Origin of the sequence: Roseovarius sp., from assembly GCF_040219995.1 — a bacterium.
GTDB lineage: Bacteria > Pseudomonadota > Alphaproteobacteria > Rhodobacterales > Rhodobacteraceae > Roseovarius.
In genome coordinates, this window is record NZ_JAVJUC010000006.1 from 25,478 (window position 1) to 38,766 (window position 13,289).

Sequence of the window (13,289 nt, forward strand, 5' to 3'; positions counted from 1 at the left end):
TTTGCGGCATGGCCTTGGCAATACCCGATTTTTCCGCCCTGACCGGCACCTTACCACCCCGAAAGCGCCGCGAGATCCGCGATCGCCCCCCCGTTGAGCCAGACCGCCAGAGCCGCCACACCGAAACCCAGACCAGCCATCACGGCGTCATGCACAGGGTCCCATGCCTGCATGCGTCGTGCCAGCCACACGACCACCGGATAGGCCACCACCATCGCCGCCCCGTAACTGACCAATGCCCCCAGCAACCCACCCCATTCGAGGCCAAGTATCAGGGCGGTGATCATCACCACTGCCTTGGCCAGCGTCAGCACGAAAAAGCGTTTGGAATCGCCCGCCGCAAGCGACGCCTGATCATAGGTCATCACGATAATCTGCGGGATCTGCATGGCGGCCATTACCACCACGACCGCCCCCGCCATCGCGTAGCGGTCGTCATACATGATCCCGATCAGCCAGACGCCGCTGACAGCGAACCCGGCGCTGAGCGTTATGAGGCCCGATGTGACGGCAAAGCGCATGCGCCGCAGCTTGGCGAAATTCGCGGCACTCTCGCCGGGGGGCAGTTCGCGGTAGATCGGGATCAGCAGCCGCCAGGTGAAGAGGTTGCCCAGAAGCATCGGGAAGGAGGCGAGGAAAAAGCCGATATTGTAGACGCCGAACACCTCAAAGCTGAGATACTTGCCCAGAATCAGCTTGTCGGCCTGATTGAACAGAAAGCCGCAGATCGTGCTGAGAAAGATCCACTGCCCGAACGTCACCAACTCGCGCAGGGCCGGGCGCTCCCAGCCAAAGCGGTTGCGCGCGCCGGGCAGGGCAAGCCAGTGCAGCGCAAGCGCGATGCCGGTGCTGATGACATTGGCGATGACCAGTGCCCAGACCGATTGCAGCCACCACGCCAGCGCCACGCCCGTGACGATCCCGGTGATCTGCACGGTGAATTCGATCGAGGTCAACCGCCCCCACCTGAGATGCCGCTTGGCGGTGTCGAGGGCCGTGGGATTGAACCCCGCGATCAGCAGTGCGACCCCTGCAACCGGCAGCAATTGCCGGAGCAGCGGTTCCTCGTAAAACCACGCCAGCGGCCAGGCGAGGGCGCAGGCGATGAGAAACAGTGCCACGCCGCGCAGCACCTGAATGGTCCAGGCGGTATTGAGAAAGGCCGGGTCGTCGCCCCGCTTGCTCTGCATGATGGCGGGGCTGACACCCACGTCGGAGAATTGCATCAGCCCCTGAATGACCACGTTGACGATGGCCATGACGCCGAAGGCCTCGGGAAAGAGCAGCCGGGCGAGGATCAGGTTGGAGGCCAGTCGCAGGATCTGCGAGCCGCCGAATCCGGCCACGGTCAGCGCAGAAGAGCGCAGCGCCCGGGCCAGAAGCCCCTCGCCTGAAAAAGCCTTTGTTGCGGCGCGCATCGATCCTCTTTCGCGGTTTGTGGACGCTTGTCGCATCATGGCGGCGATTTCATGGCGCTTCCATTGAAATCGTGTGGTTTTCTGGGTGGCGGGAGATCCTCGGGCCAAACCCGAGGATGACGGGGAGGGCAGGGGGGTCAGCGACCACGCGCCCAGCCATTGCCCCGACGCAGGCGGGTGGCAAGGGCGACGGCGACGTAGGCGACAAAGCCGAGAGGCGCGCGCAGGGTCGCGCGCATCACCCATTCGGGCCCTGAGGGGCGCGGGTCGTCATTGGCAAGGAGCGCCGGGTAGAGTCGCCCGATCTCGGCCACCCCTGCATCCTGTCTGCGGCGGACACGCACCAGCGCGCCGAAGCCTTCGACGATGGGCCAGTCATAGGGGGCTGGCACGGCGATGCGCTCGGCGGGCGCGAAATGCAGCCGGGCGAACGTGTCGTCCGAGATGATCGCGGGCCATTGCCCCCACCGGGCGCGCCCGGCGCGGTTCATCGCGAATAGCCCGCAGCCCGGCACGCCGTGGTGAAAGAACGGCACCTGGCGGTAGAATCGCGCATAGGCCCGGCTGAAGGCGGTTTCGGGTGTGGGGAGCACCACGCGCCCGCTGGCATAGACGGCGGCGTCGCCGTCAAGCGCCTGCACGAGTTCGGCACAAAGCGCGGGCGAGACGATCACATCGGCGTCGAGATAGGCCAGCACCCGCCCGCGCGCCATCGCCTCACCCGCGCTGAGCGCACCGGGTTTGCCGCCTTGCGCGCGCTCCAGCACGGTGAGGTGCCAGCCACGGGTCGTGGCCGCCTCTGTGCAGGCCCGCGCCTCGGCGGCAGTTGCATCGGTGCAGCCATTGGCCACCACGATCACCTCGGCGCCACCGGTCATGGACTGCGAGGCAAAAAGCGCGCGCAGGCAGGCACCGACCAGCCCCGCCTCGTTATGGGCAGGGACGATCACGCTGAGCGTCGGTTTTTGCGCGTCGGTCAACACAGGGTTTCCAGTTCGGAACATGGCCGCCCTACCGGTGGGGCGCGGCCTTGTGGTAAGCCTTAGCCGAAAACCCAACCCGCGCGGAACCCGAAATGCCCCAGGACATGCCCCAGACCTTGCCGCTTGGCTATCTCGTGCCGCAGTTCCCGGGGCAGACGCATATCTTTTTCTGGCGCGAACTGGCGGAGCTGGAGCGCTTGGGCGTTGCCCCGCATATCCTGAGCACGCGGCCGCCCCCCGAAGGTCTGATCTCGCATGAGTGGTCCGAGGCGGCGATGGCGCGGACGACCTATCTCGGCAAGGTGGATGTCGTGGCGGCACTGGCGGGGGCGCTGCGCGCGCCCTGGGGCGAGATCCTGCGCGAGGGCGAGGGGCGGGCCTTTCTGCGCGATGTGGTGATCTGCCTGCCTGCCGCGCGGGCGCTGATCGCCACCTGCCGTGTGCGCGACATTGCCCATGTGCATGCCCATAGCTGCGGGCGCGCCGCGCTCATCTGCGCGCTGGCGCGACGCATGGGCGGGCCGCGCTACAGTTTGACGCTGCACGGGCCGATGTCGGATTACGGGCCCGGTCAGCGGTTCAAATGGCGGCATGCGGCGTTTGCCACCATTATCACACGCAAGCTGCACAGCGAGGCCCGCGCGGTGCTGGGCGCAGATATGCCAGCCGATGTGGTGGTGCGCCCGATGGGCGTCGATACCGAGGATTTTCAGCGCGAGACGCCCTATGTGCCGCCTGAGCCGGGCGCGCCGCTGCGGCTCTTTGCCTGTGGGCGGCTCAATGTGGTGAAAGGGCATCAGGATCTGTTGTCGGCGCTGCGGCTGTTGCTCGACCGGGGCATCGAGGTGCAGCTTGATATCGCGGGCGAGGATGACGCCGGTGGCGGGGGCTATCACCTGGAGTTGCAGCGCCATCTGGAGGCTCTGGGGCTTGAACGACACGCGCGCCTTTTGGGGGCGATCAGCGCGGCGGAGGTGCGGCGGCACCTGCTGGCGGCGGATGTCTTCGTGCTGGCCAGCTGGCACGAACCGCTGGGCGTGGCCTATATGGAGGCGATGGCCTGCGAGGTGCCCACCATCGGCACCGATGCGGGCGGCGTGCGCGAATTGATCACCGATGGCGAGACGGGGATGCTGGTGCCGCCGCAATCCCCCGAGGCATTGGCCGATGCGATCACTGCGCTGGCGGCTGACCCGGCGCTGTGCGCGCGGCTCTCGCACGCGGGTCGAGCGCATGTGGTATCCGGGTTCCGTGCGTCGCTTGGCGCAGAGGCGCTGATCGCAGGGATGCAACGGCTGGTGGACTGAGGGCAAGCTGTTTGCAAACAGCTTGTCACGCGGTTTTGAAACCGCGTCCAAGGGTTTTGCAAAACCCTTGGGGTCAAGGTCACATCAGCTCGCCCAGGGGAATTTTCTGGCCGGGTGTCGCCGCGAATTCCACTGCCTCGATCTCGACCAGGTAGACCGGGCCGGAGGCGCCCTGAAGCACGAGGCGCGGGCCGTCGCGGGCGGTGTCATAGTCGGCGCGTGCGCCGGGCAGCACCGCCAGATCGCGGCCCGGCCCGCCATGCAGGCGATCCGCGCCGCCCTCGCTGATAAGAACGTCGTCGCCCGCGCCGCCCAGCAGGATATCGGCCTTGGCCGTGCCGGTGAGGGTCGTGTCCGCGTCGCCTGCCTGTTGGGTGATGCCGTGAAGGAACGCCCCCGGTGCCCGCGGCTCGGCCCGGTCGGGCGGGGTAGCGTTGGCGGCCATCAGAACCCGCCAGCGGGGGGTGTCGTCGTTGAGATGGCGCAGCGCCCCCCAGCTGCCCCATTTCGAGGCAGTGGCCACATCGACAAAGGCGTTGAAAGCGGTGCCGCCTGCGGCGTGCCAACCGGCGATCAGTTCTTCGTAAATGCGCCCCATCTGCGGGCTGTAGTTGAACCCGTTGAAAAAGCCGGTCAGCGTCTCGTTCTCGACCGTGGCCCCGTGGCCGACCACATGCGTGCCGCCTTCATACATCATCAGTTGCAGGTCGTGCCGGGCTGCCAGATCGGCGTGATAGGGAAAGATGTCGCGGAGCAATTCGCCAAGCGAGCCTTGTCGCAACGCCTCGGCGGCGAGATCATAGGCGAGGTCGAATTCATGCGCTGCGAGGTAGGTGTCGGGATCGGCCCCGGTCTCGGCAGCCTTGGCGCGGGCCACCGCCCGGCTGGCGGTGATCCAGCCCAGCAGGGTTTCGGCCATGTCCTCTCCGCCCAGATCAAAGCCGAAATAGCCGGTGACCGCATAGCCGTCGAACTGCTCGACCGGGGGCGTGGACAGTTGGCCGTTGTCCAGAGCGAGCGGGGCTTGCAGCATCGGCTCTTCCAGACCGGGCCAGCCGGTATGGGTGGCCACGACAACCGACAGCCGGTCATGCTGTCCCTCGTAGACCTCGCGCCAGAGCATTGCCATCTGTGCCGCGCGCAGCCCGGCATATTGCATCCAGGCGTCATCGCCTGCGGCGTCCTCCCAGAGCGCCTCGGCGGCCTCGCGGGCCCAGACGGCCTGGGGAAAGATGAAATTCCAGACTTCGTTGGAATATTCCACATGCGCGTTGAGTCCGGGATCGAGGTGATCGCGCATATACTCGGCAAATGCGCGCATATAGGCGTCATCTGCGGCATGGGGCATGTTGACCCAAGGGTCGGCCCCGATCCGGTTGGCGAGGGCGACCATCACCTCGACCGGCGCGCCACGCCAGACATAGGTGGCATCGTCGGGCACCGGGCGGCCCTTCCAGGTGGTCTGGGTGGAGCCGTTGGTGAATTGCCAGTCCATGAAGCGCACCATCCGCAGATCGGCGATTTTCTCGATCCAGAGCGGATTGAACAGCGCGCCCACCTCGTGCAGCGCGACCTGGTCTTCGCGGATGATCGTGATATCGCGGATCGGGTTGTCGCGGTCTGTCTCGAGCAGGCGCAGGACCGCCGGGCCGTCGCCCGACTTAAAGTCGAAGCGGATTTCCCGGGTGTCGTAATTATAGCGCACATTGTCCGCGCGTCCCGTGACGCGGATCACCCCCTCGCCCTCATAGCGCAGGAGGTAGCGGCCGTTCAGGTGCGTGGCCCCCGCGGGCTGATCGGTGAGGAAGAACGACTCAAGCGATTTCGCGCCATCGGGCAGGGCCACCGGATAGCCGGTCTCGCTCAGATAGCCGCCCGCGCGCAGCGCCTCGGTCGAGAACGCCCCCCACTCATCAGCGCTGTGGCCGATCCAGGGCCGTGCGGTTTTCATCACGTTGATGAAAGGATGCTGGCTCGACCAGTCGGCGATGCCGTTGAGGCCCATGGCAAGGCTCGGATTGGCGATACCGATGCCTGCGCGCGCCTCTTGCGTTGCCTGCGCGGTCGGGGTTGCCGCACGGTCATCCTGCAGCCCGAGGGCCTGGGCGATCTCGTCGGTGAGGCGGTCATACCGGTCACGCACGCCCGGATGGATGCCGTCTGGCACCGCGAAATCCGCCGGGGCGGGGGCCTCGAAGAGGGCGGTGTAAGTCACGAGCGCCGCGAGGAAATATTGCGTCGGTGTGCCATGCGGCGCGCTGTCGGAATAGAGCGCCTCGACGGGGATCTCCTCCAACAGGCCGGTTTGCAGCCCCGACAGCACCGAGGAGACCGGCGCGAGGGTGATATCGGTGTCGGGGCGGGCATCCTGCACCTGTGCGACATAGGTGCGGTACCAGTCGTGATAATCGCTCAGCGCGTAGCCGTGCCAGCGGCGCAGGTTGCGGTCAGACGGGGGGAAGCTGCGGCCATAGCCGCCCATGTCGGGCCAGCCCTCGTAGATCACGATGCGCGCGCCGGGCCATTTCTCTTGGGCGCGGTCGATGATCGCGAGCGTGGCCGAGAGCGGGCTGGAGCCATCGGGATTGTCGCCCTCATAGGGGGCATCAGGGGGCTGATACTGGATGAAATTGGCGGGGTTGATCATCACCGTGTCGATGCGCCCGCGCGGCGAGGCCACGCCCTTGAAGGACCAGTTCGGTGCCGCCCCGTCGCGCACGAAATCGCGCAGGAAGCCCCATTGCCCGGAGAGCGCGAAGTCACGTCCAGAGGCCCGGGTCAGTTGGCCAAGCCAATAGGGCACGGTGGTGGTGTCGCCATCCGCCTCGCTGAGGTGGTTGATCAGGCTGTTGCCAAAGACATGCACCCGCGCGCTGTCGCGGTCCGCGAGTGCAGGGGTGGCGGCAAACGCCGAGAAAATGGCCAGCCAAACCAACCCGATCCGTTCCCACATGGCGCTGTCTCCCCTCGCGGCCTCATTGCCCCGTGAATATAGGGGGCTGGCCTTTGCATGGCTATGAGAAGGTGCCGGGGAACGTGCCGTGGCCAGCCGTTTTTGTGGGTCTGGGCAGGGGGGACTTGCCAAAAATGCCACATTCGCCCTGTCAAGCCCTTGGTTTTGCTGGACCTGACGCAAGTGCTTGGGTAGATTCGCACCAAACGGGGCGTGAATGATCCCGAACCTTGAGGCAGTATCAGATGTTTCCCGAGCGGTTTTCGAACCTTCCGGCCTATGCGTTTCCGCGCCTGCGGAGCCTGCTTGACGCCCATAAACCGGGCGGCGAGGTCGTGCATATGACGATCGGCGAGCCGAAGCACGAGTTTCCGCGCTGGATTGTTGATATCATTGCGCAAAATGCCGATGGATTTGGCAATTACCCGGTCAATGAAGGCATGCCCGCGCTGCTGGAGGCGATCACCGACTGGGTCGCGCGGCGCTATGGCGTGACGCTTGATCCCGCGACCCGGGTGATGGCGCTCAACGGCACGCGTGAGGGGCTTTACAATGCGATGATGGCGCTTTGCCCAGAGACAAAGCGCGGCAGCAAACCCATCGTGCTGGTGCCGAACCCGTTTTATCAGGTCTACATGGTGGCAGCCCTCAGCGTCGGGGCGGAGCCGATGTTCCTCAACGCCACGCAGGCGACCGGTCATTTGCCGGATTTCGACGCGGTTGCGCCGGAGGTTCTGGACCGGGTCGGCGTGGTCTATCTGTGCTCGCCCTCGAACCCGCAGGGCGCAGTCGCGACGCGGGACTATTGGGCGCGCCTGATCCGGCTGGCCGAAAAACACGATTTCCGCATTTTTGCCGATGAATGCTATTCCGAGATCTACCGCGATACCCCGCCCGTGGGTGTGTTGCAGGTGGCGCAAGAACTGGGTGCCGACCCCGAGCGGATCGTCGCCTTTCACAGCCTGTCGAAGCGGTCGAACCTGCCGGGGTTGCGCTCGGGCTTCGTCGCCGCTGGCCTAGAAAGCATCAAGGCGATGAAGCAGTTGCGCAATTACGCGGGCTCCCCGCTGCCGATGCCATTGCAGCACGCGGCGGCGGCGGTCTGGGCCGATGAGGGCCACGTGATCGAAAACCGCCGTCTCTACGGTGAAAAATACGAGATTGCAGACGAGATTTTCGGCAATCTGCCCGGCTATCACAGCCCCGAGGCGGGTTTTTTCCTGTGGTTGCCGGTCGCGGATGGCGAGGCGGCGACGCTGCGGCTCTGGCAGGAGACCGGCGTTCGGGTGCTGCCCGGGGCCTATCTTGGGCAGGAGGCCGGGGGCGAGAACCCCGGCAAAGGTTATATTCGGGCCGCGATGGTGGCCCCGAAGGACGAGATGGCGCACGGGCTGACCCGCCTGCGCGACTGTCTCTACGGATGATCGAGGACGAGGGACGAGATGGCATATCAGACACGTGGACGCGACCCATTGCTGGATAGCACGACGGCCGAGGCGATCGAAAAGCGCGGCAAGGAATTGCTGGGCCTCGTGCTGGTGGTCATCGCGCTGATGACGGCGGCGATGGTGGCCTCTTACAGCCCCGACGATCCCAGCTGGGTGAGTGCCACGGATGAACCGGTGCAGAACTGGATGGGGCGCGTCGGCGCGGCCATCGCCTCGCCGCTCTTCATGATCATCGGTTGGGGGGCCTGGGGTCTCGCGATCGTGCTGGGCGCATGGGGCGTGCGGTTCACACTGCATCTGGGCGAGGACCGCGCGACCGGACGGCTTATTTTCGCGCCGATCTGGCTGGCGGTGCTGTCGCTTTATGCCGCGACGCTGGCCCCGGGCGCGGCCTGGGCGGCGACGCATAGTTTCGGGCTGGGCGGTCTTTTCGGCGATACGATCCTTGGCACTTTCCTTGGTGTGTTGCCGGTGGCCCCGAGCCTCGGGCTGAAACTGTTGTCGGCTGTCATGGGCCTTGGCGTGCTTGTCTTTGGGGCCTTCGTTCTGGGCTTCACGCGGCCTGAACTGGGGCGGATTGCGCGCTTTCTGCTGGTCGGCGTGATCGTGAGTTATGCTGGGATGATGCGTCTATTGGGTCATGGGGCCGGTGGCATGGCGCTGGCCGGGCAGGCGGTGCAGGCCCGCATGGCCGAGCGCCGCGCGCGCCGCGCCGAGGCGGTGATCTATGAGGATGATGCGCCGGTCGCCGAGGCCCCGCGGGTGCGCCGCGCGGAACCGGTTCTGGGTGCCGTCCCGCAAGCGGCCGGGACCGAAAAAACCGGCGGGTTGCTGGCGCGCATGCCGATGCTGATGCGCCGTCCCGATCCGATGCCGGAGCCGGAACTTGTTGAATCTGAAAGCTATCATGGCGAGGCGGAGCAGCCCGCCGATGACAGGATCAAGGCGCGTATCTCGGACGTGATCCGCGCCCGTGTGCGACAGAACCCGGCGGTGCAGGCCGCCTCGGTTGCCCCGCTGACCAAGGGTCGGGGCAGGGGCCCCGATCCGCTGATCCTCAACACCGCGCCGCGCGGCGGCCTGCCCCCCGAGCCGCCGCTGACCGCGCGTCACGCCGAGACCGTAGCGCCTGCGCCCATGGAGCATGAGCCGGTGATCGAACGCGATGACCTTTATGCGCCCGAGCCCGAGATGGACGATGAGATGGCGGCTTATCTGGCCGAGTCCGAGCCGCAGCCGCAGGCCGCCCCGCGCATTCCCGTGCCGGAACCGCGCAAGGTCGTGCAGCATACGCCCCGCAAGGCACCGCAGCCCTCGACCCGCGCCATCGCCGAAGCACAACCCGCGCTGCAATTCGAAGAGCCCGCGCTGCCGGAATACGAATTGCCCCCGCTGAGCCTGCTATCCGATCCGACGCGCATCGAGCGCCATCACCTGAGCGACGAGGCGCTGGAGGAAAATGCGCGCATGCTGGAGAACGTGCTTGATGACTACGGCGTCAAGGGCGAGATCGTCAGTGTCCGCCCCGGCCCCGTGGTGACGATGTACGAGCTGGAGCCTGCGCCGGGCCTGAAGGCGAGCCGCGTGATCGGCCTCGCCGACGATATCGCGCGCTCGATGTCGGCGCTCTCGGCGCGGGTCTCGACCGTGCCGGGGCGCAGCGTGATCGGGATCGAACTGCCCAATGACAACCGCGAGATGGTGGGCTTTCGCGAAATCCTGTCGAGCCGCGCCTATGGCGACGGCAATCAGCGCCTGCCGCTGGCCCTGGGCAAGGATATCGGCGGCGATCCGATGGTTGCCAACCTCGCCAAGATGCCGCACCTGCTGATCGCGGGCACCACCGGGTCGGGCAAATCGGTGGCGATCAACACGATGATCCTGAGCCTCTTGTACAAGCTGACGCCGGATGAGTGCCGCCTGATCATGATCGACCCCAAGATGCTGGAACTGAGCGTCTATGACGGCATCCCGCATCTGCTCTCGCCCGTTGTGACCGACCCCAAGAAAGCCGTGGTTGCGCTCAAATGGGTGGTGGCCGAGATGGAGGACCGCTATCGCAAGATGTCCAAGATGGGCGTGCGCAATATCGACGGCTATAACGGCCGCGTCGAGGAGGCGCTGAAGAAGGGCGAGATGTTCAGCCGCACGGTGCAGACCGGCTTTGATGACGAAACCGGCGAGCCGGTGTTCGAGACCGAGGAATTCGCGCCAGAGAAGATGCCGTATATCGTGGTCATCGTCGACGAGATGGCCGACCTGATGATGGTCGCGGGCAAGGAGATCGAGGCCTGCATCCAGCGTCTGGCGCAAATGGCGCGGGCGTCGGGCATTCACCTCATCATGGCCACGCAGCGTCCCTCGGTCGATGTGATCACCGGCACGATCAAGGCCAACTTCCCGACCCGGATCAGCTTTCAGGTGACCTCCAAGATCGACAGCCGCACCATTCTGGGTGAGATGGGCGCCGAGCAGCTTCTGGGGATGGGCGACATGCTCTATATGGCGGGGGGCGGCAAGATCACCCGCTGTCACGGGCCGTTTGTGAGCGATGAAGAGGTCGAGGAGGTGGTGAGCCATCTCAAGGCCTACGGCCCGCCGGAATATGTGGGCAGCGTGTTGCAAGGCCCCGACGAGGACAAGGCCGATGGCATCGACGCGGTTCTGGGGCTCTCGACCGGGGGCAACACCGATGGCGAGGATGCGCTCTATGATCAGGCGGTGGCGATTGTGGTCAAGGACCGCAAATGCTCCACCTCCTATATCCAGCGGAAACTGGCGATCGGCTATAACAAGGCCGCGCGCCTCGTGGAGCAGATGGAAGACGAGGGCGTGGTGAGTGCCGCCAACCATGTCGGCAAGCGCGAGGTGCTGGTGCCGGAGCCGCAATAGGCATCGGCGGGGCATCGCCAAGCCACGCAAATTTTCCGCCCCGCGCAGGTGCAATCCCGCGCGGGGCGGCTTATGTGAGGGACATGAATAAGTTGCGTATCCTGATGATCCCCGTCCTCTGGGCGGCGATGACCCTCCCGGCGGCGGCGGAAAAGCTGTCGCTCGGGGAAATCTCATCCTATCTCAACCGGCTCAAGACCGCGCAGGGCGAGTTCACGCAGGTGAACGAGGATGGCTCGATCAGCACCGGGCAGATATTGCTCAAACGGCCGGGGCGGGTTCGTTTCGAATATGCCCCCCCCGAAGAGGCGCTGGTGGTGGCTGATGGCGACACGGTGGGAATCATCGATCCGCGCTCTAATGACGGGCCGGTGGGCTATCCGCTGCACCGCACGCCGCTCAAGATCATCCTTGCGAATAACGTCGATTTGACGCGCGAGCGGATGGTCGTGGGCCACGCCAGCGACGGCACCTCGACCACGGTGCGCGCGCAGGACCCGGAACATCCCGAATATGGCAGCATCGATCTGGTCTTTACCGGAGATCCGGTCGAGTTGCGCCAATGGGTCATCCATGACGGGAGCGGCAGTCAGACCACGGTCATTCTGGGGGATTTGCAGACCGGGGTGCGGTTGCGCAACGAGCAGTTCGAGATTCCCGGCAAACGGCGGATGCGCGTAGACCCGTGATCCTCAGGCCCGCTCAAAAGTCGATGGCGAGGCCTTTTTTCTCCCAATCTCCGTAGCGGACCGGCTCCAGCCCCTCGCGCCGCCCCCCGAGTTCGGTCGGCAGGTCCGCGTCCTGTGCCGCCTTGCGGCGGGCCTCGGCCTCGGCCAGTGCGCGTTGCGCGGCAGGGGGCAAGTCGCGGGTCTCAGAGGTGTCTTCGGTGCTCATGGTCGGGCTTTCCTTGTGCTTGTCCCGCTGATATATCGCGCGCCTGCCGTCTCGCCAAGGATTTGCCCGTGAAAAAGCCCGCCCCCTCCGCCCGTTCTGCCGCCGTTTACCTGCTCGATCAGGTGCTGGGCGAGGGGCGGCTGATGTCCGAACTGATCGCGGGCGGCGCGCTCGAGGCGTTGGCCCCGGCGGATCGGGCGCGGGCGCAGAGACTGGCAGGGGATACGCTGCGCGGGCTGGCGCGGGCGGATCGACTGTTGTCGAAACATCTGCGCAAACCACCGCCCTTGCCGGTCTTCAACGTGCTGCGGGCGGGCACGGTGGAACTGGCGCAGGGCGGTGATGCGCATGGCGTGGTCAACGAGGCGGTGGCGATCATCGGTCGGCACCCCCGGCACAACCGTCTCAAGGGGCTTATCAACGCGGTGCTGCGTAAGATGGCCGAGGAGGCCCCGGCGAAATGGAACGACCTGCGCCAGCCGGGGTTGCCCGACTGGCTGCGCGCGCCTTTGGTGGAGGCGTGGGGCAAGGGTGCGGTCGCGGCGATGGAGCGTGCGCATTTTGACGGCGCGCCGCTTGATCTGACGGTCAAGAGCGATGCCGAAGCGTGGGCCGCGCAGCTTGGGGGCACGGTGCTGCCCACCGGGTCCGTCCGTCTGCGCGAGGCGGGGCAGGTCTCAGCCCTGCCCGGCTATGAGAGCGGCGCGTGGTGGGTGCAGGATGCCGCCGCCGCGCTGCCGGTTCAGGTGCTCGACCCCAAGCCGGGTGAGCGGGTGCTCGATCTCTGCGCCGCGCCGGGTGGCAAGACGCTGCAACTGGCGGCACGCGGCGCGGCTGTGACTGCGCTCGATATCTCGGAACGGCGCATGGCACGGGTGGCGGAGAACCTCGCGCGCACCGGGCTGACGGCAACGTGTGTGGTGGGCGACGCGCTGGAGCATGAGGGGGTCTATGACGCCGTGCTGCTTGATGCGCCCTGTTCGGCCACCGGCACGATCCGCCGCCATCCCGATCTGCCCCATGCCAAGGACGGGTCCGATTTTGGCGCGCTGATCGAGCTTCAGGCGGCGATGATCGACCATGCCCTCGGTCTGTTGGCCCCCGGCGGGCGGCTGGTCTTCTGCACCTGTTCGCTGTTGCCCGACGAGGGGGAATGTCAGGTCGAGGAGGCACTGCTGCGGCATCCGGGGCTGACGGTGGATCGGTCGGCGCTCGACCGGTCCGGCATTGCGGATGACTGGATCACCGAGGAGGGCGGATTGCGCCTGCGGCCTGATTACTGGCCTGAGCTTGGCGGCATGGACGGGTTTTATGTCGCGTGCCTGCGGCAGGGGTGAGGGACGGGGCGGATTGGGTCTCGATTGGCCTGGAGCTGCCGTTGACATCTAGGACCA

Annotated in this window: 9 protein-coding genes; 5 read left to right on the forward strand and 4 right to left on the reverse strand. The window is 66.1% G+C overall.

The window, feature by feature from the left end; translation table 11 throughout:
- Window positions 1-50: 50 nt before the first annotated feature.
- Window positions 51-1,418, reverse strand: coding sequence for an oligosaccharide flippase family protein (locus RID11_RS00600; protein WP_350134908.1), 1,368 nt, complete (start codon window positions 1,416-1,418; stop codon window positions 51-53).
- 137 nt (window positions 1,419-1,555) lie between these two features.
- The gene (locus RID11_RS00605; protein WP_350134910.1) at window positions 1,556-2,422 is read right to left on the reverse strand and encodes a glycosyltransferase family 2 protein; all 867 of its coding nucleotides are present in this window, start codon (window positions 2,420-2,422) and stop codon (window positions 1,556-1,558) included.
- Between the two features lie 83 nt (window positions 2,423-2,505).
- On the opposite strand from RID11_RS00605, the gene epsE reads away from it, so the two are divergent.
- A complete protein-coding gene (gene epsE / locus RID11_RS00610; RefSeq protein WP_350134913.1) occupies window positions 2,506-3,708 on the forward strand; it encodes an exopolysaccharide biosynthesis GT4 family glycosyltransferase EpsE in 1,203 nt (400 codons plus the stop codon).
- A gap of 79 nt (window positions 3,709-3,787) precedes the next feature.
- Here the strand turns inward: epsE and RID11_RS00615 are convergent, their stop codons facing one another.
- Window positions 3,788-6,661, reverse strand: coding sequence for a calcium-binding protein (locus tag RID11_RS00615; RefSeq protein ID WP_350134916.1), 2,874 nt, complete (start codon window positions 6,659-6,661; stop codon window positions 3,788-3,790).
- 245 nt (window positions 6,662-6,906) lie between these two features.
- Between RID11_RS00615 and RID11_RS00620 the strand changes: the two genes are divergently transcribed.
- The 3 genes from RID11_RS00620 to RID11_RS00630 all read left to right on the forward strand — a co-directional run bounded on the left by RID11_RS00620 (window position 6,907) and on the right by RID11_RS00630 (window position 11,690).
- Window positions 6,907-8,085, forward strand: a complete 1,179-nt coding sequence (locus RID11_RS00620) for an aminotransferase class I/II-fold pyridoxal phosphate-dependent enzyme (protein WP_350135074.1) — start codon at window positions 6,907-6,909, stop codon at window positions 8,083-8,085.
- An 18-nt stretch (window positions 8,086-8,103) separates the two neighbouring features.
- Complete coding sequence (locus RID11_RS00625) at window positions 8,104-11,001, forward strand: DNA translocase FtsK (RefSeq protein WP_350134919.1); 2,898 nt, start codon at window positions 8,104-8,106, stop codon at window positions 10,999-11,001.
- An 83-nt stretch (window positions 11,002-11,084) separates the two neighbouring features.
- Window positions 11,085-11,690 (forward strand): LolA family protein, encoded by a 606-nt coding sequence (locus RID11_RS00630; protein WP_350134922.1) that lies wholly within the window; start codon window positions 11,085-11,087, stop codon window positions 11,688-11,690.
- 13 nt (window positions 11,691-11,703) lie between these two features.
- On the opposite strand, the gene RID11_RS00635 is transcribed toward RID11_RS00630, so the two are convergent.
- Complete coding sequence (locus RID11_RS00635; protein ID WP_350134925.1) at window positions 11,704-11,895, reverse strand: DUF1674 domain-containing protein; 192 nt, start codon at window positions 11,893-11,895, stop codon at window positions 11,704-11,706.
- A gap of 68 nt (window positions 11,896-11,963) precedes the next feature.
- Here RID11_RS00635 and RID11_RS00640 point away from each other — a divergent pair, with 68 nt between their 5' ends.
- Window positions 11,964-13,232: an RsmB/NOP family class I SAM-dependent RNA methyltransferase gene (locus RID11_RS00640; RefSeq protein ID WP_350134928.1), complete on the forward strand. Its 1,269-nt coding sequence runs from the start codon at window positions 11,964-11,966 to the stop codon at window positions 13,230-13,232.
- Window positions 13,233-13,289 lie beyond the last annotated feature (57 nt).

Excerpts from the sequence above, each read along its gene's own strand:
- RID11_RS00600 (WP_350134908.1), bottom strand. The coding sequence starts at position 1,418 with ATGCGCGCCGCAACAAAGGCTTTTTCAGGCGAGGGGCTTCTGGCCCGG.
- RID11_RS00605 (WP_350134910.1), bottom strand. The coding sequence starts at position 2,422 with ATGTTCCGAACTGGAAACCCTGTGTTGACCGACGCGCAAAAACCGACG.
- epsE (WP_350134913.1), top strand. The coding sequence starts at position 2,506 with ATGCCCCAGACCTTGCCGCTTGGCTATCTCGTGCCGCAGTTCCCGGGG.
- RID11_RS00615 (WP_350134916.1), bottom strand. The coding sequence starts at position 6,661 with ATGTGGGAACGGATCGGGTTGGTTTGGCTGGCCATTTTCTCGGCGTTT.
- RID11_RS00620 (WP_350135074.1), top strand. The coding sequence starts at position 6,907 with ATGTTTCCCGAGCGGTTTTCGAACCTTCCGGCCTATGCGTTTCCGCGC.
- RID11_RS00625 (WP_350134919.1), top strand. The coding sequence starts at position 8,104 with ATGGCATATCAGACACGTGGACGCGACCCATTGCTGGATAGCACGACG.
- RID11_RS00630 (WP_350134922.1), top strand. The coding sequence starts at position 11,085 with ATGAATAAGTTGCGTATCCTGATGATCCCCGTCCTCTGGGCGGCGATG.
- RID11_RS00635 (WP_350134925.1), bottom strand. The coding sequence starts at position 11,895 with ATGAGCACCGAAGACACCTCTGAGACCCGCGACTTGCCCCCTGCCGCG.